The sequence below is a fragment of the Cellvibrionales bacterium genome (assembly GCA_016713115.1).
Taxonomy (GTDB): Bacteria; Pseudomonadota; Gammaproteobacteria; order Pseudomonadales; family UBA7239; genus UBA7239.
In genome coordinates this window covers 552037-575303 of record JADJPU010000001.1, presented here as the reverse complement: position 1 = coordinate 575303, position 23267 = coordinate 552037, and the positions used below count along the sequence as shown (strand labels likewise).

22 protein-coding genes and 2 pseudogenes are annotated in these 23267 nt (G+C 52.3%); 8 read left to right on the top strand and 16 right to left on the bottom strand.

Going from position 1 to position 23267, the window contains the following annotated elements:
• Positions 1–3: 3 nt before the first annotated feature.
• The 3 genes from IPK30_02795 to IPK30_02785 are packed head-to-tail and all read right to left on the bottom strand — an operon-like array spanning position 4 to position 3053.
• Positions 4–465 carry a copper chaperone PCu(A)C gene (locus tag IPK30_02795; GenBank protein ID MBK8102242.1) on the bottom strand — a complete coding sequence of 154 codons (462 nt, stop codon included), beginning with the start codon at positions 463–465 and terminating at the stop codon, positions 4–6.
• Between the two features lie 21 nt (positions 466–486).
• Positions 487–2415 carry an EAL domain-containing protein gene (locus tag IPK30_02790; protein MBK8102241.1) on the bottom strand — a complete coding sequence of 643 codons (1929 nt, stop codon included), beginning with the start codon at positions 2413–2415 and terminating at the stop codon, positions 487–489.
• A 17-nt stretch (positions 2416–2432) separates the two neighbouring features.
• The gene (locus tag IPK30_02785; protein ID MBK8102240.1) at positions 2433–3053 is read right to left on the bottom strand and encodes a hypothetical protein; all 621 of its coding nucleotides are present in this window, start codon (positions 3051–3053) and stop codon (positions 2433–2435) included.
• A 159-nt stretch (positions 3054–3212) separates the two neighbouring features.
• Here IPK30_02785 and IPK30_02780 point away from each other — a divergent pair, with 159 nt between their 5' ends.
• Both IPK30_02780 and IPK30_02775 read left to right on the top strand, forming a co-directional pair.
• Entirely contained in the window at positions 3213–4994 is a 1782-nt protein-coding gene (locus IPK30_02780) for a protein-disulfide reductase DsbD (GenBank protein ID MBK8102239.1), read from the top strand.
• Positions 4995–6350, top strand: a complete 1356-nt coding sequence (locus tag IPK30_02775) for a sulfatase (GenBank protein MBK8102238.1) — start codon at positions 4995–4997, stop codon at positions 6348–6350. It abuts the gene before it with no gap.
• Here IPK30_02775 and IPK30_02770 read toward each other — a convergent pair.
• Positions 6332–7444: an NAD-dependent epimerase/dehydratase family protein gene (locus tag IPK30_02770; protein ID MBK8102237.1), complete on the bottom strand. Its 1113-nt coding sequence runs from the start codon at positions 7442–7444 to the stop codon at positions 6332–6334. The two genes, IPK30_02775 and IPK30_02770, sit on opposite strands and share 19 nt — an antisense overlap.
• A 39-nt stretch (positions 7445–7483) precedes the next feature.
• On the opposite strand from IPK30_02770, the gene IPK30_02765 reads away from it, so the two are divergent.
• The gene (locus IPK30_02765; protein MBK8102236.1) at positions 7484–9382 is read left to right on the top strand and encodes an ABC transporter ATP-binding protein/permease; all 1899 of its coding nucleotides are present in this window, start codon (positions 7484–7486) and stop codon (positions 9380–9382) included.
• A 163-nt stretch (positions 9383–9545) separates the two neighbouring features.
• Here IPK30_02765 and IPK30_02760 read toward each other — a convergent pair whose 3' ends face one another.
• Genes IPK30_02760 through IPK30_02720 form a run of 9 tightly spaced genes read right to left on the bottom strand, consistent with a single transcriptional unit; the run spans position 9546 to position 15961 of the window.
• Positions 9546–10676, bottom strand: a complete 1131-nt coding sequence (locus IPK30_02760; GenBank protein MBK8102235.1) for a glycoside hydrolase family 5 protein — start codon at positions 10674–10676, stop codon at positions 9546–9548.
• Between the two features lie 56 nt (positions 10677–10732).
• Positions 10733–11173 carry a nitroreductase family deazaflavin-dependent oxidoreductase gene (locus tag IPK30_02755; GenBank protein ID MBK8102234.1) on the bottom strand — a complete coding sequence of 147 codons (441 nt, stop codon included), beginning with the start codon at positions 11171–11173 and terminating at the stop codon, positions 10733–10735.
• 13 nt (positions 11174–11186) lie between these two features.
• Positions 11187–12857 carry an acyl-CoA synthetase gene (locus IPK30_02750; GenBank protein MBK8102233.1) on the bottom strand — a complete coding sequence of 557 codons (1671 nt, stop codon included), beginning with the start codon at positions 12855–12857 and terminating at the stop codon, positions 11187–11189.
• A gap of 7 nt (positions 12858–12864) precedes the next feature.
• On the bottom strand, positions 12865–13428 hold the full coding sequence (locus IPK30_02745; protein MBK8102232.1) for a hypothetical protein: 564 nt from the start codon (positions 13426–13428) through the stop codon (positions 12865–12867).
• A 3-nt stretch (positions 13429–13431) separates the two neighbouring features.
• Entirely contained in the window at positions 13432–13686 is a 255-nt protein-coding gene (locus tag IPK30_02740) for an acyl carrier protein (protein MBK8102231.1), read from the bottom strand.
• 28 nt (positions 13687–13714) lie between these two features.
• Positions 13715–13972, bottom strand: a complete 258-nt coding sequence (locus tag IPK30_02735; protein ID MBK8102230.1) for an acyl carrier protein — start codon at positions 13970–13972, stop codon at positions 13715–13717.
• A gap of 29 nt (positions 13973–14001) precedes the next feature.
• On the bottom strand, positions 14002–14793 hold the full coding sequence (locus IPK30_02730; GenBank protein ID MBK8102229.1) for a 1-acyl-sn-glycerol-3-phosphate acyltransferase: 792 nt from the start codon (positions 14791–14793) through the stop codon (positions 14002–14004).
• Positions 14778–15512, bottom strand: coding sequence for a beta-ketoacyl synthase chain length factor (locus IPK30_02725; GenBank protein ID MBK8102228.1), 735 nt, complete (start codon positions 15510–15512; stop codon positions 14778–14780). Before IPK30_02725 ends, IPK30_02730 begins: the two co-directional genes overlap by 16 nt.
• Complete coding sequence (locus IPK30_02720) at positions 15509–15961, bottom strand: hydroxymyristoyl-ACP dehydratase (GenBank protein ID MBK8102227.1); 453 nt, start codon at positions 15959–15961, stop codon at positions 15509–15511. Before IPK30_02720 ends, IPK30_02725 begins: the two co-directional genes overlap by 4 nt.
• 83 nt (positions 15962–16044) lie before the next feature.
• Here IPK30_02720 and IPK30_02715 point away from each other — a divergent pair, with 83 nt between their 5' ends.
• The 5 genes and pseudogenes from IPK30_02715 (at position 16045) to IPK30_02695 (ending at position 19805) form a co-directional block, all read left to right on the top strand.
• The gene (locus IPK30_02715; protein MBK8102226.1) at positions 16045–16332 is read left to right on the top strand and encodes a 3-hydroxyacyl-ACP dehydratase; all 288 of its coding nucleotides are present in this window, start codon (positions 16045–16047) and stop codon (positions 16330–16332) included.
• Positions 16329–17268, top strand: a pseudogene (locus tag IPK30_02710) (dialkylresorcinol condensing enzyme). Before IPK30_02715 ends, IPK30_02710 begins: the two are co-directional and overlap by 4 nt.
• Positions 17265–18403: pseudogene (locus IPK30_02705) on the top strand (beta-ketoacyl-ACP synthase III). The pseudogenes IPK30_02710 and IPK30_02705 overlap by 4 nt, the downstream one beginning before the upstream one ends.
• A 2-nt stretch (positions 18404–18405) precedes the next feature.
• Positions 18406–18810 (top strand): hypothetical protein, encoded by a 405-nt coding sequence (locus IPK30_02700; protein ID MBK8102225.1) that lies wholly within the window; start codon positions 18406–18408, stop codon positions 18808–18810.
• Positions 18807–19805: a BtrH N-terminal domain-containing protein gene (locus tag IPK30_02695; GenBank protein ID MBK8102224.1), complete on the top strand. Its 999-nt coding sequence runs from the start codon at positions 18807–18809 to the stop codon at positions 19803–19805. The genes IPK30_02700 and IPK30_02695 overlap by 4 nt, the downstream gene beginning before the upstream one ends.
• Here IPK30_02695 and IPK30_02690 read toward each other — a convergent pair.
• From IPK30_02690 to IPK30_02680, 3 genes are read right to left on the bottom strand one after another with little or no spacing between them, the layout of a single operon-like run.
• Complete coding sequence (locus tag IPK30_02690; GenBank protein ID MBK8102223.1) at positions 19802–22186, bottom strand: MMPL family transporter; 2385 nt, start codon at positions 22184–22186, stop codon at positions 19802–19804. The two genes, IPK30_02695 and IPK30_02690, sit on opposite strands and share 4 nt — an antisense overlap.
• Positions 22183–22794: an outer membrane lipoprotein carrier protein LolA gene (locus IPK30_02685; protein MBK8102222.1), complete on the bottom strand. Its 612-nt coding sequence runs from the start codon at positions 22792–22794 to the stop codon at positions 22183–22185. The genes IPK30_02690 and IPK30_02685 overlap by 4 nt, the downstream gene beginning before the upstream one ends.
• Positions 22791–23264, bottom strand: coding sequence for an acyl-CoA thioesterase (locus tag IPK30_02680; protein ID MBK8102221.1), 474 nt, complete (start codon positions 23262–23264; stop codon positions 22791–22793). The genes IPK30_02685 and IPK30_02680 overlap by 4 nt, the downstream gene beginning before the upstream one ends.
• Positions 23265–23267: the final 3 nt, after the last annotated feature.

Sequence of the window (23267 nt, the reverse complement as noted above, 5' to 3'; positions counted from 1 at the left end):
TATTTATTCTGCACGAATCGATTTCACCGGTAGTTGCACGGTGAATGTGCTTTGGTCATCAAACACAAATAGTAGTGGGATGTGCGTGTCTGCACGCAGCGGCATTTTGATATCAAACAACATGATGTGATAACCGCCTGGTACAAAAGCGAGCGTGCCATTGGCGGGAATGGTGAGTGGTGCGCGCACTTGCTGCATGCGCATACCACCACTCTCCGTTTTGATGTGTTCGTGTAGCTCGCAGCGCGCGGCTACCGCAGCGCATTGAATTGCAGAAATACTTTTGCTGGCAGTTCCGCTGTTGTGCAGCGAGAGAAAAGCGGCGGCGTTTTGAACGCCGGGTGGTGTTTCTCGTATCCAGCCATCGCGTAGCGTAATGGTGTTGTCAGTTTTTGCGAAAAGTGGCGTGCTGCTAAAGAGTGTGAGCAAAAATAACGCGAGTAGTTTTCTGTGGTATTTGTTCATGGGCTGTCTGCTCTTGTTTTTTTACCGAATTTTGCTATCGGGTTTTCCCAATAAATAGCCCTGCCCGCCGTTGATGCCCAGCTGACACAGGCAGTCCCATTCCTGCAAAGTTTCTACGCCTTCAGCGAGCACGATGATGTCGTGACAGTGTGCAATTTGCACCAGTGAGCGCACATAAAACTGATTATCTTGATTGAGATGGATGTCGCGGATAAAGCAGCGATCAATTTTGATGTAGTCCAAGGGGAGGCTATTGATGTAGCCAAAAGCGCCGCTGTAGATGCCGAAATGATCCAGTGATAATTTGGCGCCGTGACGATGCAGGACTTCGCACAAATAACGCACATGTTCGTGACCAGAACACATCAAATATTCAGATGTTTCAATGATCAGTTGTTTGGCAAATAGAGAATGCTCGCGCAGATAGTTGTCCAGCCAATCTACAAAGGAGCGTGTGATAACACTGCGTGTGGACAAGTTGATACATAGGGGAACTTTGCAGCTCGCTGCCTCGCTGCTAGTGCGCGCAGCATCGATAATCAGGCGATCAAATGATTCCGCCATATCAAAGCGTTCGGCCATGGGCATAAAAATGCCAGCGTGAATCACGCCTTCACGCACATTGATTCTAGAAAAAATTTCCACCGCCATCAGATCGCGGTTTGCACTCAAAAACATGGGCTGGAAGTGAAAAAAGATGTTGCGGTTTTGCAATACACGATTCAGGGTGGCATACCATTGCTGCGCTTCCTGCACAATTTGTGCGGTTTCTCCGTTTTGATACAGGCTCCAGCCGCTGCGACCTTGTGATTGCGCCTGTCGTAAAGCGGTATCGGCTTTGGAGAGCAATTGTGATTCGGTGCGTAGGCTACTGCAACACGCTATGCCGATATGCACTTGATGTTGGAAAAGTGTAGATAAATTGGCAGTGTTGATGGTTAACTTGTCTGCAATTTCTGTTGCAGCGCCTGCATCCATATTGGGTAGATAAAAGGCAAAGTCTGCGCCGGCGCGGCGGCTGATGATGCTGTCTGGAATATGCTTGGAAATTGCTTGCAGTTGGGTTGCAATGGCGCGTAGGCATTCGTCGCCAGCGTCGTGTCCATGTTGCAAGTTGTACTGTGCAAAATCATTGATTTGTAAAATCATCAAGCAACCGCTGCCATCAACTTCTGCTTCTGTTAGTGATTTTAGGCGTGCATTAAAGCTGCGGCGATTGGATAAGCCTGTGACAAAATCCAGAAAAATTTGCGCGCGTAAATTTTCAATATGCGCCAGTTGTTCGTCAAACATGGTTTTGAGACGGCGGCTCATGCGGTTGATGGCATCAACCACTTGGCGCAATTCTTTGGTCTTGGGTAGCGGTTGCTGTTCAATAAACTGTCGCTCGCAAATGGCAGCGGCTTGTTGTTGCACGCGGCGCAGTGGGCTCAGGAAAAATTGCAGTGACAAATAGCACAGCACTCCCAATGCCAAACTGACGACACCAAACAATACCAATTGTTTGTAGAAAACATGCCATAGCTCAAAATACGAAGCGTCTAAATTGGCGGTTATTTGGATGCTGCCTTGCGGTGAGTTGTTGACTAGTACCGTGGCGTACGCAACAGGCGCGGTGAGCGACATGCCGCTTATGAACCAAGTGGGAATGGATAGTTTGCGCACGGGTTTGTACTGCTCAAACAGCGTATTGCCTTGTGCGCTGCGATACACGATCGCGTCGTAGGGGCCTTGCACAAACGCCGTGCTGAGTAGAGGGCTTGTTGCGGTGAGGGGCGCGTCGGAGCTTGATAGGGTGTAGGCCAGTAGATCGGCAGTTTCTTGCGCGTGTTTGCCTACATGGGTTAGTAAATGTTTGCGTGTGTTGTGCAGGTCGATAGCAACACTCACTGTTAGCAATACGATCATGGTGAGTATCAAGCTGATACAAATTTGCCGATGCAGGCTCATGTTGCGCACCTTTGTTTTTATTCCTTATCTTCTGCTGCGGTGGATAAGGTGTTTTTGAGCAGTTCCTTGTCTTGCAGCAGCGGGTTGTCTTTCAGTTCTGCTTTTTTTGCTTTAATTTTTTGCTTTAATTCTTTGTCTAATTCCCGCGAGTTTCTTCCGGCGGGTTTCTCGCGCAGCTCGGCACGCAGTCGAATGTTTTTGGGGTCGCTCGCGCCAGTAATCATTTCTGCTTGCTGTAAATACTGCCGCGTCTGTTTGTCATTGCCGTTATCGTGTGCTGTGCGCGCAAGGCTGCGAAAGCGATCAGCAGTCTTGCGCAAGCCGCGCAGTGCGTCTTTGTTGCCTGGCTCAACTTTTAATGCCGTGTAGTAGTAGAGCAGAGCGTTGTCGTGTTGCGGCGCGTTCAAGCGGTCTTTGCTGAACGCAAGATCGCCGCGTTCCAGCAAAACAACGAGTTTGTGTTGTTTGCGCATTTCTTTGATGTTGTCTTTGCGCTCGTTGGAGCCCCAAGGCCAAAAGGAAGAAGTGGTGCTTGGGTCGTTATCATCCTGCGGCGTGTTTTGGCAGGCGCAGGCCAGTAAGAGCAGCGTTATTACACTTAGGCTGCGTAGTGTTTTTGCAGAAAAAGAAGTCAACATGTGTTGCGTGTGCGACAGTGGGGAAGTTGTGCGCTAGCCTAGCAGAAATGCTGCAGTATGGCTGGTAGTGGATTGCACTACTGGTACCATAGCGCAATTCAATTTGATGGAACCCCGTTGCAACGGTGTGGTCGTAGACGGCGTTGCTTGGAGTGTTGTATGCAAAGTATTACTGCGTTGCTGAAATCGTTTGTCGTGAGCATGATGTTGTTGCTAACGGGCTTGCCCTTGCATGCGCAACTAAATGGCGAACAGACTTTCGCTGGTTCTGGCGTATCGTCCAGTGCAGAGTTTTTGCCCGTAGAGCAGGCCTATCAACTGGTGGCGAGCATTACTGGGCGGCAGATACAGCTGAATTGGACTGTTGCTCCGCAATACTATTTGTACCGTGAGCGCATGCAGGTAACCGCGCAAGGCTCTGCAGCGATTCCTTTGCAAACCACTTGGAGCAAGGGCGAAAACAAGTACGACGAATTGTACGAACGCGAAACAGAGGTCTACCGCGATTCGGCGCAGGCTACGGTTGTGGTGCCGGATACCCAAACCGACAATTTTGTGTTGAGTGCGGAGTCACAGGGCTGCGCGGATGCTGGGCTGTGTTATCCGCCACAGACGCAGTATTTCAGTGTGGATTTGCAGGCGGGAACCATTACATCAACCACCGCGCCCGCTGCTGTTTCTTTGCCGCAAGCCAGCGTTGCGCCCATCGCGCCCGTTACGGAGCCAACGCCGCTGCTGTCATGGGGGGTGACGGGTGTGCTGCTGATGGCGTTGTTGGGCGGCATCATCCTCAATCTTATGCCTTGCGTGTTTCCGGTGTTGTCGCTGAAGGTATTTGCGATGGCCGCGCAACGCGAACGCGACGATGAAGCGCATTGGCACAGTTGGGTATACACCGCTGGCGTAATCACGACCTTTGTGCTGATGGCTGGCGTGATGCTGCTGTTGCGTGCCGGCGGCGCGGCAGTGGGCTGGGGGTTCCAGCTGCAGGAGCCGCTGTTTGTCAGTCTATTGATCTACCTATTTTTTGTGGTGGCGTTGTCCTTCTCGGGTGTGATCCATATTGGTGGCAGCTTGATGGGCATCGGTCAGCGCTTGGTGGTAGGCAGCCCCGTGCGCTCTACATTCTTCACCGGTGTGTTGGCTGTGGTGGTGGCCAGCCCTTGTTCGGCGCCTTTTATGGGGGTAGCTTTGGGCTATGCCGTCATGCAATCGGCACCGATAGCGCTGTTGATCTTTGCCGCCTTAGGCTTTGGTATGGCGCTGCCGTTCATTGTGTTGGCGTACTGCCCGCAACTGTTGCATCGCTTGCCGGCGCCAGGCCCGTGGATGGATAGATTGCGCCAATTTTTGGCCTTCCCGCTGTATGCCACCGCTGTGTGGCTGTTGTGGGTATTGGGACAGCAGGGCGGTGAGTTGGCCATGGTCACGGTGCTGTGCGGCTTAATTTTGCTGGTCATGGCCGGCTGGTTGTGGCGCGACGCCTCCGTGCGCATCTGGGAAAAAGTCTTGGCGGTACTGGTGTTAGCGATAGCCTTGATCGCGCCGCATTTTTTGGTGGCAGAGTTGTGTCAATTGCCGCAGCAGGAGCAATTTGAAACTGGCGATTCTGAACCATACAGCCCTGCGCGCTTGGAAACCCTGCGCACTGAGGGTAAGCCGGTGTTGATCAATATGACGGCCTCTTGGTGTCTCACCTGTTTAGTAAATGAAAAAATGGTGTTGAGTCGACAAAGTGTCAACCAGCGCTTGCATGAAAAAAATATTGCGTACTTGGTGGGCGATTGGACCAATCGCGATCCAGACATCACACAATTCTTACAGCAGTACGATCGCAGCGGTGTGCCACTGTATGTGTACTTTCCGGCAGGCGCAGATAGCAAGCCGGTCGTGTTGCCGCAAGTGCTCACAGAAAACATTGTGTTGGACGCGCTGCGCTGAATGAAACGCTGTTTGTTGTGGCTGGTTTGTGCACTGTTACCGTTGTGCGCATGGGCTGCTGACACACAACCGAATATTGTTGTTTTTTTGCTGGATGATGTCGGTCAGCGCGATGTTGGCGCGTTTGGTAACAGTGTGGTGCGCACGCCGAATATTGATCAACTGGCACGCGAAGGCACGCGCTTTACAAACGCTTTTCTCACCACCAGCTCTTGTTCACCCAGCCGCGCCAGTTTGTTGACGGGTTTGTATCCTACGGCTACGGGAGCGCCCAAACTGCACGATCCACTTCCTGCCTCCGTAACCAGTTTGCCCCAGCTATTACGCAAGGCAGGTTATTACACAGCCAGCGTAGGTAAGTGGCATTTGGGCGAGCCGTTCAAAACGCATTTTGATCGCGTGGTGGAGCCGCACGAAGAAAGCGGCGCTGCGGATTGGCTGCCAGAATTGGCGCGTCGCCCTAAAAACAAACCGTTCTTTTTTTGGTTGGCGAGTAAAGATGCGCACGCGCCTTACGAGGCTTGGCATCCACCGTTATTGCATCACAATCCACAAACTGTTCCGCTGTCTAAACGCGATGATGACAATGCGTTTATGCGCGAAGAAATGGCCGGTTATTACGATGAGATTGCGCGCGCTGATCGCCATATTGGCTTGGTGATTGCAGCACTGCGCGAAGAGAGCGTGTTGGAAAATACGCTGGTGATTGTGCTATCAGATAACGGATCGCAATTTGGCGGTGCTAAAACCACCCTGTACGACGATGGCATTAAAACGCCTTTGATGATGCGGTTTCCTCGTCTTATTCCTGCGCATATTGCCAATCAACAATTGGTTAGCGCGGTAGATTTAATGCCCACACTTTTGGCACTGGTAGGTTTGCCTGCAGTGCCAAACACGCCTGGTGTTTCTTTACTGCCCACGCTGCATAACTCTGCGGTGCCGGTGCGCGACTATATTTATGCCGAGCGCAATCAACACGGTGCGCCACTGTTTGAGCGCGCGGTGCGCACAAAAAATATGTTGTACAAACACAATTATCAGGGCGCGCGTTTGTGTGACCCTTACTGGGATGCGGTGTGGGATCCGGATGCGCTGCATGGTGGTGTGCATGAAGAGTTTTATGATTTAACAGCCGATCCACAGGCGGAAAAAAACTTGCGGTTGCACGAGCAGTATCAAGTACCGTTGGCTGCCGCCAGAAATATTATGAACAGCATCATGGCGCAAACGCCGCAAACACCTCCGCCGTTGATTTTAGAAGCTTGTCTGCCTAGGCCGTGGTTTGAGCGAGTGCGTTTTGCATGCTCGGAGCAGAGGACGAATAACCAAGCGCATTACTTAGCCGGTTGCTGATACGGGTGTTTCCACACCACTTGCGGTGCGGGCAGTGCATCGCGCGCGGCAGAAAAATTTTCTCCCTGCTTTTTCCACGCGGCAATAAACGCATCTTCGTAAGCGTAATCAAACGGGTCACCTAAATTTTGTGCGGCTTCACTGTCATCAGCGAGTGGATTGTCCCAGTAGTGTTTCACCACGCGCTCTAGTGCTTCTTCAACGGACACCACATCGCGATAACCGAGCTGCGTTTTTATTTTTTCGATGCTGAGCACGCAGTGGTGGCGGTACAGCAGTTGCGGCGGCGTGGCGCGAAAGCCGCTGGGCAGAGCAGAAAACGGTATATCCACTGTGTCGAAACGGTGCTGCATGATTTCGCTCAGTAAAGACACCCACTGCTGATTGAATAACAGTTGTTCATCGCAGATGTTGTAGATTTGTGCGGCGGAAGCTGAGGGATTTTCCAGCGCGAGCATGATTGCGTGCGCAATGTTTTCTGCAAAACCGCGTGAGATCAGCGTGAGGCCATTGGCGGGCAAAATTAGCGTATGGCGTTTGTCGTGCGCGCGGCGTATCAAGCCCCATTCGGCGGGACAAATGTTGTTCGTGCCGTACACCAGCGGATAGCGAAAATGTGTGCAATTGAAATGACCGTCGCGCTGAAATTGCACAATATCGTGTTCCGTTTTGCGCACGGCCATTGAAAAAGGATCAGTTGTTTCGGCACTGGCGAGTGGATGGTCTTCCGTTAAAAACAGCGGCGTTGGCTGCGTGGTTTCCCACGGGTTGGGTGCCATCATCTCGCCCCAGCCTTTGTACACGGGCGCAGCTCCACCTACAGAAATGAGGCGCTCCGTTATGCCGATCAATTGTTGTGCGACGAAACGCAGGCGACCGTAAGTGGCGATCACGGCATCAAAGCGTTTGCCGGTAAGTACTGCACTCAAGCCGTCTTTGGCGTAGGGGTCGGCTTGTATGCGTGCCACGCTATCGGGTGCGGCTGCATGATGCACACCGCGATGCAGGATGCTGACATCGCAGCCGCGTGCCAACAGTTGCCGCACGATAGCGGTACCGGTAACCCCCGCTCCGCCAATGACTAAAACTTTCATTGCTCTCTCCCGTTAGTCTTTTGTCACAGTGCTGGTACCATGAAACTATCTCACCTTGCAGTTGAAGCCGTGTCGAAGGACAACCCTCCAGCGCCAGCCGCTAAGTCGCGTACCCGCCGCAATTTTTTTCGCCAGTTTATGGAACTGTGCGGTCCGTATTGGCGTTGTCAGCATTATGTGCGCGTGCGCAGCTTCACGCTATTGTTTGGTTTGTTGACGCTGGCACAAGTGGGCTTGGCGATTTGGACCAACTATTGGAATCGCGAATTATTTGATTCTTTAGAGCAGCGATCACTGTCGCAATTCGTCTTACAAATTGGCGAGTTTGCCGTCATTTTTTTCTTGACGATGGCAGTGACTGGCGCACATTTGTATGTGAAGCGTTGGCTGCAATTGGATTGGCGCGCGTGGATGTCGTCGCGTTTGCTCGATCGCTGGATGAACAAAGGCCAGCATTACCAATTGCTGTACACCGAAGGCGAGCACGACAATCCTGATGGTCGTATTGCAGAGGACATTCGTGTTGTTACCGAGATGACGATTTCTCTGGGCCACACATTGTTTTATTCCGTTTTGGTTCTATTTAGTTTCATCGATATTTTGTTGGATGTTTCTGGTTCGTTCACCGTGCCAGGCACCAATATTGGTGTGCAGGGCTACATGGTGTGGATGGCCTTTTTTTATGCTGGCGTGGGAGCTGCTGTTGGTTCGCTGTTGGGAAAGCCACTGATCAAATCCACTGACAGCTTGCAAACCACCGAAGCTGATTTTCGGTTTGGGCTGTCGCGTGCGCGAGAGCATGCTGAGGCCATTGTGCTAATGCAAGGTGAACGCGCAGAACGAAAATTATTTTCACAATTGTTTGCCAGCCTCACGCAAAGTTGGAACAAACAAACCATAGCCTACGCATGGATAGTCTCTTATTCCACAGGCTATGGTGCTTTGCTGCCAGTGTTTCCTTTGTTAATCGCTGCGCCGCAATATATTGCGGGCGCAATGACGCTAGGTGTATTGATGCAGGCTGCACAGGCGTTCCAAAAATTAACCTCGGCATTGTCGTGGCCTGTCGATAATTTGGGTGATATTGCACGCTGCCGCGCCTCTGCGGATCGCGTGTTGTCCTTGTACGAAGATTTGCGTGTGTTGGAAGAAAAATCAGCACAGCCGGATGCTTGTCGCATTGAACGCGAGCGCGGTGATACCAATGCGCTGGTGTTTAAATACCTCACCGTGGCCGATCACAGTGGTTTGGTATTGCTAGAAAATTTTAGTGCAACAATAGCTGCCGGTGAACGCGTACTGATCGCTGGTGATCAGGCGGTGACTGACGGTTTATTCAAAGCGGTAGCCGGTTTGTGGCACTGGGGGCAGGGTTTTGTAACTTTGCCGTATCAACATTCCATCGTTTTTATGCCGCAGCGACCGTATTTACCCACTGCCACGCTGCGTGATGTGTTGGCGTATCCTGCACCGGCAGATATTTATGCGGATACTGCTATGCGCGAAGCGTTAAAAGCAGCGGGGCTTGACTGGTTGATTCCGCGGTTACAAGACCGCGATATGTGGGATCGCGTACTCGCTACGCGCGCGCAGCAGCGCTTGAGTTTTGCGCGCGTGTTTTTGCAACGGCCGGATTGGGTAGTGATTCAAGCCGCCACCGATGATTTTGATGAAGCGGGTGAAAGCTTTCTGATGAATGCACTGCGAAATAATTTGCCGGCGGCAGGTGTAGTGACGCTCAGCAAACGCGATAGTTTAGAAAAACACCATCAACGAAAAATCACCTTGAATCGATTGCCAGAAGCAAAATATCTTTTTGGCGCAGACGATGTGTGCCTACTGCCAGCCGTGCGCGAAGCAGCGAAAGAAGACGAAGTGTTGCTGGTGCCCGCTATGCGCCGCAAAACCGATCCGAAACATCTCAAACCGCGGCGGTAGCTGTCCAGTAAAGCCTTTTCCGCGTTGTGGTTGTGGAAGGGGGGGGGCCCCCCCCCCCCCCCCCCCCCCCCCGGGGGTGCGCTTTTCAGTCGCGCCAAGGTGGCGCTCCTACGGGGTTGTGTGTTGATTTGTAGGAGCGGCATTTTGCCGCGATCAGTCGTCCCTACTCGCCATCTCGTGTCACGCGCTCGCCGTTGAAATGGCTGGGTAACCAGCCGTTTTCCACGCTGGCGCGGAAGCTCCACGCGGCGGTGGTTTCGGTTTTGTAATTCCAGAAAAACCAGCCGCGATATTTTTCAAACGCCATTAACTGCGCGGCGGCGTAAGCGCGAAACGCGGTGTGTTCCTGGAAGCCGTCCATGTGTTGTAACGCGTGGTTGTACGGCCCTTCTGCCCACAGCGACACCACTTTCAAATCCAGCCCCAAACTCCATTCGCCGCAAATCGTGGGCAGCTTGAGTTCGCTGTTGATGGCATCGGCTTCGTTTTTCCATTCAATCGCCGCTTTTTGAATATGGCCGTAAATATCCATGTCGATATCTTCGCGCGCAAAACACTGGTAACGGTGAATATCAAAAATAACATTTTGATATTCGGGTGCTTGCATAAAACTTAAGTATTCGCGGAAGTCGCGAAAGCCGTCATGAAACACCACGGCAATTTTTTCTGGGTCGCAATTTTTTCGTATCGCGTGATAGGCCGCTTCGTTGTAACGCTTGAGGTAATCGGTCGGCACATCCCAGCGCGGCTCGTTCAATACTTCAATCGCAATCAAGGCTTTGCGGTTGTGGTAGCGCGCGCCTAAGCGTTCCAGCACGCTGAGGGAATGGTCGAAGTATTCTGGCTTGGTGCGCCATTCGCACACGCCGTGCATACCGCCGTTATCGAAACCGTTTTGACAGCCGGCGGCGGCGTGTAAATCGAGCATGATGTCGATGTTGTGCGCTTCCGCCCAATCAAACGCGCGATCCAGCACATTGATGCCGCCCGTAACAAACGGGTGCAGATAGGGTTCGTATTTGGGGTGGTAGGGATAATCCGCGCCGAAAATCCAGTGACCGAGAGGAATGCGCACGGTGTTGATGCCGCGTGCCGCGAGCCAAGCGAAATCTTGCTCAGTAATCCATGTGTCCCAGTGTGCGCGCAATTTTTCAGTGGCAGCAGAGCCGAGTTCCGCGCACCAAGTGGTTTCATCGGTGGCGGCCATACCTTCAAACAAACTCGGCACCATCCATTTTTCCAATACCAACCAGCTGCCAAGATTTACACCGCGCATTTTTTTGATCGGTCTCATGCTGTGCTCCTTGATGAAAAAGGGATGACTTCGAGCATACACCCGTTGGTGAATACTTACACGGGGTCTAACACCACCACCGGAATGGTACGCGCGGTTTTTTGTTGGTATTCAAGATAGGTGGGGAAGATTTTTGTCATCATGTCCCACAGTTGTGCGCGTTCTGCGCCTTCCGCTACGCGCATTTTTACATCGATTTTTTCCGCTTTGACTTGAATATGCCCTGTACCGCTGGCTGCCAAATTTACAAACCAAGCTGGCGGTGTATTGCTGCCGCCTTTAGAGGCAACGATGACATGGCTCGCGCCGTGTTTGCCGTAGATCACCGCGGCTTGTCTTTTTTCGCCGGATTTTTTTCCCACCGTGGTGAGCACCAAACAGGGAAAACCGTTCATCAAATGCCCGTCTTCGCCATCGGTGGCGAGATAGCGACAAATATGATCTTGCATAAAGCCGAGAATATTTTCTGGGTCATTGGTGCTGTTGTCGTTGCTCATAGCCCGCTCCTGTTTACGGTTCAAAAATAATACGCCCCGATGATAGTGCTTGTTCGTCGAGTGTGTAACTAAATTGCACCTGCCCTTGGCCTAGGTGTTGCAGGGAGAGGGTGACGGTATCGTTGGGCACAATGGGTTCAGAAAATTTTAATTTTTCGATGCCGCGAAATTGTGTGAGTGCATACCAAGTGCAGCATTCGCGTACAGCGATATCAAACTGCACCACACCAGGCAAAATCGGCAATTCAGGAAAGTGGCCGGCGAAGTGCGAAGAATTCGGTGCAAAATGTATTTGCAATACGCGCTGATCGGCACTGTTGCTGAGTATGCGAATGTTTTCGTTTTGTTCAAAAAAAAGAGCTGCCAGTGCCGTGTGTGAAACTTTTCCTTGCGCGTCCGTAGGCAGTTCATCAGTAAAACGCCATTTGCGCGGCAGCAGCACGCGTTCGAAATGCGCGTGTAACTGTTCACGCAATTGCTGCACTACGGCTTGTTTGCCGTGCTGGTTGAGAATTGTTTTTCCCGCGTTGCGCAAACGAATAACCACGCCCAAACGGTTTGGTGTCTGCGGTAAGGCTAATACGCAGGCTTCATCTACCAGTGGCGATGCTTGTAGGCATTGCTCCATCGCGGTTAAGGACAAGCGTTTTTCTTCCAGTTTAATGATGCGGTCAGCGCGGCCGAGCAAATGAAAATGTTGTGTGTCGATCAGCGTGGCGCAATCTCCCATTGCAATCGCATTTTGTTCGCCAGTAAAAGGTGATTGCACCAATAATTGCTGCGAACTATCTATAGAAATGTTCACCTCGGGCAGTGTTTGCCACGGGGTCTCAGTGGTGGTTTGCTGTCGCCATGCCACGCCGCCGGTTTCGGTGCTGCCTAAAACTTCGATTGGCGTTTTTCCTAAACGCTGCTGCCAATCTTGTGCGGCTGTAGTAGGCAAAAGACCGCCAGAAGAAAAAACGGCACACAGTGATTGCTTGAGCGTGAACAAATCAATGGTTGTAGGAAAGCGTTTCAGTTGCGAAGGGCTGGAGATCAATACCGTGCGTGTCTGTTGTTGCAGTTCTGCGACTAACTGTTCGGGGTAACTGTGTGCTGTAGCGGCAAAAGGGCGTTCCGCACACAGCGGCCACAGCAGGCGAAACAGCAGACCGTAAATATGTTGATGCGAAACCGTGGTAAACACTGCAGCATTCTCCAGCGTTTTGCCCCACAACATTTCCAGTGTTTGAATTTCTGCATCCAAACAGCGCAGGGTTTTCGTGATCGCTTTTGCGGTGCCGGTACTGCCGGAAGTGAGTAGCGTGACGGTGAGTGCATCGACATCCAAGGTGATGTTGTGCAGTGTCGTTGCATCGGTGTTCGTTATGTCTGTTGTTGCAAGCGTAGTGAAGTCGGCATCAAAAAAATTGCTGAGTGCAGCCAGCGTGCCGGCTTGCGCATTGGGTGGCAGCACGATGTGCTTGCCGGCTGCGAGTAAAGCAAAAAAATTCACAGCAAAGTGATAACTGTTGTCATTGTGCAATAGCCAGCGTTTTTCGTGGCGCGACAACAGAGCTTGGTGTTTTTGCGCAACCCCGTGCAAAAAATCGGCGCGGGTGTATTGGCAACTGCCCTCCCACGCGACACGCGTATGGTCTGCGGGTGTGGTGAGTAAGTGGGCGAGGCTGTGCAGTGTCATGCAAAAATTATTGCTGTTGTTCGCGCGCTTTTACGCGCAGGCGCACGAGGTATTCGACGGCAAACAGTGCACCCATCAAGACATAGGCGATCAAGCCGTTGTACAGCGCCCAAGTTTTCATTTCGCAAAACAACGCGGTGTACAGCGCGATGCTGCCATTAAAAATAAAAAACACGCACCACACGGCCGTGACCTGTCGTGTGTAACGAATGGCTGTCTCGCTTAAGTGCGGTTCATGTAGGCGCGCAAAGCGTTCAATCATGGAAGGTGGATAGCGCAGCGTGCTGGCAAAGCCAATGCAGCATGCTAAGTTGATAACAACGGGGATGAGTTTCAGCGCGCCTGCGTGGTTGAGTAGAGCAGAAATCAACGCGCAGACGATAGCGAGTAGCAGGGCAGGCAATAGCGAGGTTTGTAATTGCCCCCCTAGTTTTTTGCGCAGTAGCAAAAAACGTAGCACGAGTATAGCCGCCAGAGCCAAGCTCACCCGTTGCGCTGAAAAATGCAGCAGGCCGTAGTAGACCAGCAGTGGGTAAATCAGTGCCAGTACAGCCAGCAGCGCAGTAGGCATGGGTCAGGTTTGTGGTGCGGCCAGCAATTTTTCTACCACATCGAGCACATCATTGACGGTGCGCGCCGCTTTGAATTCATCGGGACCTATTTTTTTGCCGATGAGTTCCTGCACTTGAATCACCAAATCCACAGCATCAATGCTGTCGAGTTCCAATTCGGCATAGAGGTTAGATTCTGGGGTGATTCTTTCTGGTGCAATTTCAAAATTATCAAACAGAATTTGTTGCAGTTTTTGAAACAAGTCGTCGCGCGTCATAAAAAATTCTCTGCGGTTTTTTGTGGTGTTATGGCTGTTGGCTTTCAATCAAGGCTTTGAGTGCATTGACGGAAGCAAAATGTTTGCGCGTATCTTCAGAGTTAGAATCCAGCTTGATGTGATATTTTTTCTGGATATGCAGGCCAAGTTCCAGCGCATCAATAGAGTCTAGACCTAGACCGTCAACAAACAGCGGCGCGTCGCTGTCGATGTCGGCAGGAGTAATGTCTTCCAAATCCAAGCAGTCAATAATGAGTTGTTTGATTTCAAGCGTTAAATCCGACATGCGAATGCTGTTCCGTTAGTGTTGTGGTTTCAGTGTTGTAGTTGCTGTTGAAAAAAGTCGAGCAAAAATCGGTTGAATTGTCGTGTGGCTAAAGCTGGAGAAACCGCTTTATCTGCGTAATCTTGTGTGGTGATCGCTGGAAAAAAAGTGATTGTGAACACGGGGCGACGCGGAGGTATTTTATACCACGGCTCTCCTTTGAGCAGGGTAGGCGGATCTGCAGTGATCAGCGCCGGCAAAACATCTGCATTGCAGCGGATGGCGATATTGGCTGCTCCGCGCTGAAACACGAGCGGCTCCCCAGGTATGCTGCGTGTGCCTTCGGGAAAAACGATCAAAGGGAAACCCGCTGCCAAACTGCGCGAGCTGCGCGCGAGCATCAGATCGCCGTTGCTGTTATCGGTGTAGCCGGTGGCGCGTATCACGCCGCTGACCAAGCTGCGGCGCAAGCTGCCTTTGACGATGCAATCACAGTCTGGCAGCAGCGAAATCAAAATCACCACATCCAGTAGAGACGGGTGATTGGCCACCACCAATTTGCCGCGCGCCTGCGCCAAATGTTCACGACCGCGTATCACCAGTGTCATCAAGCCCAGTGCCTGCATCTGCCAGAGATAAAAACGAAAAGTGTGATGGATGAGACGGCGAGCACGCTCGTCTTTTTCTTCTGGCGTGCGACCGAACCAGCGCGTAACAGGCAGTGCGCTAATCGCCAGCAAAAAACCGCCACCGAATAACAAGGCAAAGCAGTGGCCGGTGGCGAGTACGCGCCAGAGCCAGTCGAGCCGAGCGCTGAGGGTGTGCATCAGGGTTTTTGCCATGTCCACTGCCATGTAAAGCGTTCGCCGCTGGTGTGGAGTTCGCCTGTGCTGGCGACAAGCCAACGCAACCAAGGCAGTGTGTTGTGTTCGACGACTGTGTTGCTCGCCGTAGGCTCCATACTGAGGTGAAGTTGTGGTGCGTGTGCTGTGCCAGAGCGACCGAGCAGCAGCGCCAAACCTAGCGGCACGCAGTCTGTGGCGAAGGTGCGGTAATCCTCCGGCAGCGGCTCTTCGGCGTACACCAGCAGCACGCGCTCGTGATATTGCAGTTGACCCATGGCTTCGATGAGCGCCATGGGCAGGGTGTCTGCGCCCGCAGCAATAGCGGTTGAAGGCGCGGTATTGCCCGTGACAATGGAGTGCAGGCCAGAGGCAGTGTTGTGCACGGATAAACTGAATGCCATCGGCGACAGCGGTTCCTGTCGTGCCAAGTCCTTGAGCAAGCCGACGGTGCGGTGAATTTCGCCGTGACGCGAGGCAAACACGGTAGGCAGATCGCGAGGCTCGTCCACGCAGGCGTGCGCGGCGGCCAAGGCAAAGCGCGACAGCCGCGACAACCGACGGCGCTGCATGGCGGGGATGAAATCGACCGCAGGACTTTCGCCGTAATCGGCGGAGCGCAGTGTCCCCGCTGCCCACGCCTGCCAATCGGCAGCAGATACCACACCTGGCATCCAGCTCGCCCAGTGCAGCAGTGAGCAAGACACAGCGCTGCTCACGCGGCGCTCTCCACGGTTTGCAGCGCAATAATCATTTCACCCGATAACAATTCTTGTTGTTCAGCGTGCAGGACAAAGCGGTACTGCAAGCCTTGTGGCAGCTCGGCCAAACGCTCTGCGCTGATGGTGAGGTCGTCGCTCACTGTGTCCAGTCGTTCAACCTGCCAGCGCACATCGGTCAAGACGGCAATCATGCCGCCGCGCGGTGCAGCCTGTGGGTTCTGTTGGCGCATGAGTAAGCTGCCGTGTGCCGCCACGGCTTGTGCGGCGTATTCGATACCGGCCTGTACCGACAACTGATCCGCGTGACGCAGTGGGTTGTGTGTGGCGCGATGACTGCTGGCGCTGCACACAATGCGCTGCTGATCGTAAGTATCAACAGCATCGAGCAGACACATACTGCCGGCGTGGGGAATCAAGGAGGCGATGTCGATATCATGCAGTGGCACAAAAATTCCTGTTCAGCTTGCAGTGAGTGGGTTGATACAAGACTCGTATTATAATTCAGCGATAACTTTTCTGATGATTTCCGATGTTGTTTCGTATTACTGCCGATCATCCTTCACTCGCCGGACATTTTCCTGGCAACCCTGTTGTGCCGGGGGTGGTGTTGTTGGATCACATTCTTACCAGTGCAAAATCGACACTGCCAACTTTTCGTGTGTGTGGTATTCGTAAATTGAAATGCTTGCAGCCGGTATTGCCAGAGCAAACCTGCGAAGTGCAATGGGCGGCGGTGAAAGAAGCGCAAGCGCGGTTTGTGTGTCTGTGTGATGGGCGGCGCGTTGCGGAAGGCAATGTGTTGTTGGCGGCGCGATGAAAAAACGCGTGCTGGTGGTGGCTTATTCACAGGCGGGGCAGCTTGCCGATGTGGTGCGCGCAGTCACCGCACCTTTGCAAACATCAAACAGTATTGAAGTGGTATTTGAATGGCTACAACCGCAAACGCCGTATCCTTTTCCGTGGCCTTTCCTGCAATTTTTTTAATACTTTTCCTGAAACAGTGCATGAGCGCCCCGCGCCTTTGCATCCACTACAAGTCAGCACAAAAGAAAACTTTGATTTGGTGATTTTGGCGTATTCGGTTTGGTTTTTGTCACCCGCGCAACCGATGATGGCGTTTTTGCAAAGCGAGCAAGCGGCAAATTTATTGCGCGATAAACCGGTTATCACGCTCATTGCCTGTCGCAATATGTGGCTGATGGCGCAAGAAGTGATGAAAGAAAAACTCGCCAACTTGGGCGCGCGTTTGATCGACAATATTGCTTTGGTGGATCGTGCGCATCCAGCCGCGACATTTATTTCTACACCGCTGTGGATGTTGACCGGCAAGCGAGGCCCGTTTCTCGACGGCCGTGTGCCGGCAGCGGGTATTCCTTCGGCTGACATTGCAGCCACCGCGCGTTTTGGCGCAGCGATTGCCGCACAACTGCCTGTGCGAGCCACAGAAGATAATGCGCCTATGCTGAAAGGTTTGGGTGCGGTGACCATCAACGAACGATTAATTGCCTCGGAAAAAATTGCGCGCCGCAGTTTTGTAATTTGGGGAAAATTATTGCGAGCCTTGGGTGATGCAACATCGCCGCTGCGCCAAACCGTTTTGTGCTTGTACATTATTTTTTTGGTGGCGATGATTTTAACCGTAGTGCCTATCTCAGCAGTGATTAAGCGCTTGTTAGCGCCTTTCACGCGCGCACGCATTGCGCAGCAGCGCCAGTATTTTGCGCAGCCGTCTGGTGAGGAGTGGTTGCCATGACGCACACGGCTTACATCACTGCTACTGCTGCTTTTTTGCCGCATGCGCCAGTGGGCAATGACGAGATGGAGCGCCTACTCGGTCAAGTGGGTGCAAAACCTTCGCGCGCGCGGCGCACGATTTTGCGCAGCAATGGCATTGTGAGTCGTCATTACGCCATTGACCCTAATACTTTGCAGTTCACGCACAGCAATGCGCAATTGGCGGCGGAAGCCGTGCGCGCGTTGTCGCTACAGCAAAAAAAGATTGATTGTTTGGCCTGCGGCACTTCAATTGCTGATCAGTTGATGCCAGGGCACGCCAGCATGGTGCAGGGTGAATTGCGTTTGTCGGCCTGTGATGTGGCGAGTACCAGCGGTGTTTGTGTGGCGGGGATGTCGGCGTTGCGCTACGCACTGAATGCTGTGCGCAGTGGTGACAGTGTGTGCGCTGTGGCAACGGGTTCGGAATTGTCGTCAGCGAGTATGCGTGCAGAAAATTTTGCAGCAGAAATAGACAGCCAAGTAGAGGCTTTAGAGAAGCAGCCGGAATTGGCGTTTGAAAAAGATTTTTTGCGCTGGATGTTGTCTGACGGTGCCGGTGCCGTGCTGTTAGAAAATAAGCCAGCCGCGCAAGGGTTTTCGCTGCGTGTGGATTGGTTGGAGGTGCTTTCCTACGCCGGTGACATGGAAACTTGCTGTATGCTGGCGCTGTGAAAATGCCGACGGCACGCTGCAAGGTTGGCAGCACATTTTCTGCCGCGCAGCGCGAGCAAGATTCTGTGATGGCCGTTAAGCAAGATGTGAAGTTGCTAAATGAGCAGGTGATTAACTACACAGTAGAAAAGCCATTGCAAACCTTGATTGCCAAGCACGGTTTGGTAGCAGAAAACATTGACTATTTTCTTGCGCATTACTCGTCGCAATTTTTTCGCGACAAAGTGCAGGCTGGTTTGCAGCGTGTGGGTTTAGATATTCCACAGTCGCGCTGGTTTACCAATCTCAGCACTTGCGGCAATACCGGTTCGGCTTCTATCTACATCATGTTGAATGCCTTATTTCGCAGTGAGCGTTTACAAAAAGGTGAGCGCCTGTTGTGTTATGTGCCGGAGAGCGGGCGTTTTTCCACCGCGTTTATGCATTTGACGGTGGTGTGAGCGTGGATCACTCGCAGGTGCCGCAAGATAACAGCCACACTTACGGTGGTCATCGCAAGTTGCTGTATGCCACTAATGAGAGTGGTGATTATGTGGGTGTGACATCGACGGGCTGGGAAGCGGAAACACTGGCTACTGATTCCGCCTTGGATTTATTGGCGCAGCAACAAGAAGCCGCGTGGCAGCGCGCGCAGTGCGGAGAAACTTCGCCACTGGAGTATTACATGGTGTACCGCCGCATGGATCTCGCGCTGCTTTCGCAAACCAGCGGCGTATTTCGCTGGCGCATTCGTCGCCATTTTCGCCCTGCGATTTATGCGCGGCTGTCAGAAAAGCTATTGCAGCGTTATGCCGAGGCGCTCGGCATCGAAACACGCGTGTTAAAAACGCTGGAGCGACAGCCGTGACCGCGTTTACGCATCAACAGTCGGCCCATTGTGAAAGCGGTGTGATGTCATCCCTGCTTACGCATCACGGCTTACCGATGAGTGAGCCGATGGCCTTCGGTTTGGCGGCAGCAGCGAGTTTTGCGTTGATCCCATTAGTAAAAATTTCCGGCTTGCCCTTGGTGGCGTATCGCATGCCGCCGCGTTCAATTATTCGCGGTGTGCAAAAAAGTACCGGCGCGCGCATGGCATTTTCAACTTTTAGCAGCGCTGAACGCGGTATGGATGCGTTGGATGCTGCGCTGGATGCAGGAAAGATTGTCGGTTTACAAACTTCCGTTTTTTGGTTGCCGTATTTTCCCGAAGGCATGCGTTTTCATTTCAATGCCCACAATATTGTGGTGTACGGTAGAGAAGGTAATGAGTATTTAATCAGCGATCCGGTGTTTGAAACGCCGGTGCGTTGTGATCGCGCCGCGCTGATGAAAGCGCGCTTTGCTAAAGGCGCGCTGGCGGCAAAGGGTTTGCAGTATTTTCCCACGCACTTGCCGTCATCCGTGGATTATGAAAAAGCCATTCCCGCTGCGATTAAACGCAATGTACGGGTGATGACGGGCGCGCCGCTACCGTTTGTCGGTGTGCGCGGTATTCGTTATATGGGTAAGCAATTGCTGAAGTTGGAGTGCGATGCAGAAAAACGCGCGCAATACCTGCCGCTGTATCTCGGTCATATTGTGCGTATGCAGGAAGAGATCGGCACGGGCGGCGCAGGTTTTCGTTTTATTTACGCGGCATTTTTGCGTGAAGCTTCGCGTTTATTAAATAGCCTTTCGTTAAAAGAAGCGGCAACAGCAATGACGGAAGCGGGTGACCACTGGCGTTTGTTTGCGCTGCGCGCCAGCAAGATGTGCAAAGGGCGCGAGCCGATGGATGTGCGTTTGTTAAATGAGTTGCTGAACGGATGCGCCGATCGTGAAGCAGCGGCGTGGAATTTGTTGGCGCAATACAGTCGTTAATTTTTATCTGCAGATTGTTTTGTAAAGCGATGGTGTTGCGCCAGCGGTGAAAACAACAGCGAGCAAACTAAGCCAATGCTAATCACGCTGCCGAAAGAACTGATCGCGGCGGTTTGGCTGAGAGCAAGCAAACCAAAAGATAACAAAGTGGTGGCTGTAGATAGCAGCACAGCCAGCATGGTGGTGTCGCGCTGCGTATCACTTTCGGCGAAGAAAATGCTGTAGTCGATACCAACGCCCAATACCAATAACAGCGCGAGCACATGAAATAAATTCAGCGCCACGCCTGCGTAACCGAGTAAACCCAGCGTGAACCACGCAGCGAGCGCAGGAGCCAGCATTACGCGCCACGCCTGCGCAAAGCGGTAGCGCCAGCACAACAACACAGCGATCACGGCGTAGGCAATCAACATCATCCAGCCAGTTTGTTCGCGGTAGTGATGAAACAATTGCGAGATATCGCTGACAGGATCCATCCAATGCACGCCAGTGTGTTCGGTGGCGTATTGTTTGAGCGCGATGATGTCTGCGCTGTTGTGCACGAAAGCGGTGGCAATCCAACCTCGCTCCGTTTGGGTGAGTTGAAATCGCTCCAGCGTGATGGTGAGCGGAGAGTTTTTGATGTCATCCATGCCAAGCCAGCGTGTGGGTGTTTGCTGAAACAATGCAGCTGCTGGCGTGATGGTGCTCTCGGATAAGCCGAGTGTGTCGCGCCAGTGCGGGGCGAAATTTTTATACAGTTTTTGTTGTGCGGAAAAGTTTTCTTGTTGTGTTTTTTGTGAGGGCAGATACCCCGTCAAACTATCGAGTGTGGCGTTGGGTTGTGCTTGTGTTAACCAAGTCTGCAATTGTTCACTGCGCTGTAGTAGTTGCTCTGGCGTATTGCCTTCGAGTAGAAAAAACTGTGTGCTGGGCTGCAAGCCCGTGAGTGCTTGCACGCGCTTTTCCATGGCAGTGATGTTGGGGTCCGGCGTTTGCAGGAGATGCAAATCGTCATTGGCGCGTATTTGTAAAACGCTAGGAAGCATTGCCAATGCCGCAATGATTAACAAGGCGCGGCGCCAACGACCATCAAATAAATGACGCAAAAAATGATCGGTTTTTTCGCTCCACTGCAAATAGCGCGGATGGCTAAATTGAACAGGCGCTAACAGGCTGGGATAAAAACTCACCACAGTGAGCCACGCCATAAACAAACCCGCACAAGAAAAAACAGCAATTTGTCGCAACACAGGAAACGGCGCAAAACCGATAGCGGCATAGGCGATGACGCTGGTAATCATCGCCATGGTGATGCCGGGGAAAACGCGGCGCAGGCACTGCGTATTGCTGAGTTTGCTGCTGTCTTTGTAGTGTTCGGTGAGGTAGTGCAGGCTGTAATCCATCGCCACACCAATCACGCTGCTGCCAAACACCAAGGTGATGATATGCACTTCACGAAAGCACAGCAGGGTGGCAACGAGTCCTGCAAAAACACCGGCACCCAACGGCAAGAGCGATGCAAAGAGGGCGCGTGTACCGCGAAACACGATCACCATCAGCAAAATAATACCGAGTAGCGAGCCATTGCCAACAATGGCGACTTCGCGCTTGGCGCTATTCGCTCCCCATACGGCGTGTTGCACGGCACCCATCAATAACAATTCCGATTGCGGAAATTGTTGTTGTAGTGATTGTTGCAGTGTGTCGCGCCATGCGCTGAAACGCGGGTGCAGGGCCATATCAAACACATCGGGTTTGATGTCGACAATCATCACACGAAAAATTTTGTTGTCGCCGCGCACTTGCAAATGCCCGTTTACGCTCTGGATGTTGCCCTGTGCGGCGGGCAGGCTGCGCATGAAGTGGTAAAAAGTTAGCAGCGGATCATTGCCGAGGATGGCGGTGTTGATGCCGCTCACGGGGCTGTAAAGCGTTTCTGTTAATTGTTTTTCTAAGGCAGAAAAATTGCCGCTAGTCATCCATTGTTGTTGCTGTGTGCTGAGTAAGCCGGCGCGCCATGGGTAATAAAATTGCCCGATTTGTTTGGCTTGCTCCAGTGGGATGCCCGTCATTGGCGATGAAAAAAAATCTTGCTGTTGAATGCTGGCGATGACTTTTTCTGCTGCCGCTACGGTATTTTTCTCGTCGCTATCGCCTACCAAAATCAACAGTTTTTGGCTGAAAGCGCGATTGCTGCGTTGCAATGCGTCGCGCAAAACGGCGTCATCACGCAAGGAAGGCAGTAACTCCATGATATTGCTGCGCACGGGTATGCCGGGCCAAATATCGCTCACCATGCCAAAAAAAGCGGCGCTACCTAATGCCGTGAGCACGACCAACCACAGGCGCAGCCACCATGATTTCACGCGGTTGTTGATGTTGTGGTTTGTGCGAATCATTGTGAAAGTGTGCGCAAGTGAATTACCGCGCGATCACCGTTGCTTTCTACAATGGTGACAGTGTTGATGGTTTGCTGCGTGCCATCCACCGTCATGGTTTGAATCAGTGTTTGCAATTCGCTGGCGCGCGGTGTGATGTGTAATTGCCACTGTTGTTTATTGCCGGTAGCGGTAATAGTAGCGAGTGTGCTGTCTTCTTTCCACTGGCCGCTGAAAGTGGCGGTCATCGCTTGGGTGAGAGCTGCTGCCAGTGGGTTTTGTCCGGTTTGCAGGGTGCGTTCACCTTGTGCGTCAATTTCGCGAATGCTGGTGGTCGTGAGTACATAGCGCAGTGCAAACGGTTTTTTTATATCCCAAGTCACGGTTTGCTGCTCATCCAGCAACAGCTCGCCTTCGGTAATCAACGGCTTGTCGAGCATCGCCAGTTTTTTTTCTTGCACAAAATGGAAGTGGCGATTTTTCTGTTTAGCTAATGCACTCAGAACCGTGTTGCGCAAGGCGGTGTCATCGGCGTGGGCGGCGTGGGCGGCGTGGGCGGCGTGGTAGGGCGCGACAAGTAAGACTAAAAAAAACGCGCAACCGGCAAGAAAATGTGAGGAGAGCTTCATGCCAGTGTTCCTGATTTGGGTTCTTGGTTGATGGCGTGTTTGGCCTGCTGATAGGCCGCCAGTTTTTCGCACAATATCGGTGGTGAGACAAAACACATTTCCTGCGTTTTCATGTCGACGGCTACTTGTATGCTGTAGGCCTTGCACAGTTTTTCACCGCTAGTGGCATCGGTAATAAGGAAATCAATTTTTAAACGGTTTTCGTATTCTTTGATTTCACTGCGTACACGGATGCGTTGTTTGAAATGCAGGGGCTTGATGTACTTGATGCGCATATCAATCACGGGCCAGGTGTAGCCGGAATCGCGCATCGCAGGGTAGTCGTAATGGATGCAATCCAGCAGTGCGCAGCGGGCAATTTCTAAATAGCGCGGGTAGTTACCGTGCCAGACAATTTCCATCGCATCGATATCTTGAAAAGGAATGTCGATATCGGTGCTGGTGCTGACGGGTAAGAGTGGATCACTCATGGC

Coding starts and splice junctions, on each gene's coding strand:
- IPK30_02715 (MBK8102226.1), top strand. CDS start 16,045: ATGTTGTTTCGTATTACTGCCGATCATCCTTCACTCGCCGGACATTTT.
- IPK30_02740 (MBK8102231.1), bottom strand. CDS start 13,686: ATGACGCGCGACGACTTGTTTCAAAAACTGCAACAAATTCTGTTTGAT.
- IPK30_02680 (MBK8102221.1), bottom strand. CDS start 23,264: ATGAGTGATCCACTCTTACCCGTCAGCACCAGCACCGATATCGACATT.
- IPK30_02770 (MBK8102237.1), bottom strand. CDS start 7,444: ATGAAAGTTTTAGTCATTGGCGGAGCGGGGGTTACCGGTACCGCTATC.
- IPK30_02785 (MBK8102240.1), bottom strand. CDS start 3,053: ATGTTGACTTCTTTTTCTGCAAAAACACTACGCAGCCTAAGTGTAATA.
- IPK30_02775 (MBK8102238.1), top strand. CDS start 4,995: ATGAAACGCTGTTTGTTGTGGCTGGTTTGTGCACTGTTACCGTTGTGC.
- IPK30_02750 (MBK8102233.1), bottom strand. CDS start 12,857: ATGACACTGCACAGCCTCGCCCACTTACTCACCACACCCGCAGACCAT.
- IPK30_02795 (MBK8102242.1), bottom strand. CDS start 465: ATGAACAAATACCACAGAAAACTACTCGCGTTATTTTTGCTCACACTC.
- IPK30_02790 (MBK8102241.1), bottom strand. CDS start 2,415: ATGAGCCTGCATCGGCAAATTTGTATCAGCTTGATACTCACCATGATC.
- IPK30_02685 (MBK8102222.1), bottom strand. CDS start 22,794: ATGAAGCTCTCCTCACATTTTCTTGCCGGTTGCGCGTTTTTTTTAGTC.
- IPK30_02690 (MBK8102223.1), bottom strand. CDS start 22,186: ATGATTCGCACAAACCACAACATCAACAACCGCGTGAAATCATGGTGG.
- IPK30_02745 (MBK8102232.1), bottom strand. CDS start 13,428: ATGCCTACTGCGCTGCTGGCTGTACTGGCACTGATTTACCCACTGCTG.
- IPK30_02765 (MBK8102236.1), top strand. CDS start 7,484: ATGAAACTATCTCACCTTGCAGTTGAAGCCGTGTCGAAGGACAACCCT.
- IPK30_02730 (MBK8102229.1), bottom strand. CDS start 14,793: ATGGCAAAAACCCTGATGCACACCCTCAGCGCTCGGCTCGACTGGCTC.
- IPK30_02760 (MBK8102235.1), bottom strand. CDS start 10,676: ATGAGACCGATCAAAAAAATGCGCGGTGTAAATCTTGGCAGCTGGTTG.
- IPK30_02735 (MBK8102230.1), bottom strand. CDS start 13,972: ATGTCGGATTTAACGCTTGAAATCAAACAACTCATTATTGACTGCTTG.
- IPK30_02755 (MBK8102234.1), bottom strand. CDS start 11,173: ATGAGCAACGACAACAGCACCAATGACCCAGAAAATATTCTCGGCTTT.
- IPK30_02780 (MBK8102239.1), top strand. CDS start 3,213: ATGCAAAGTATTACTGCGTTGCTGAAATCGTTTGTCGTGAGCATGATG.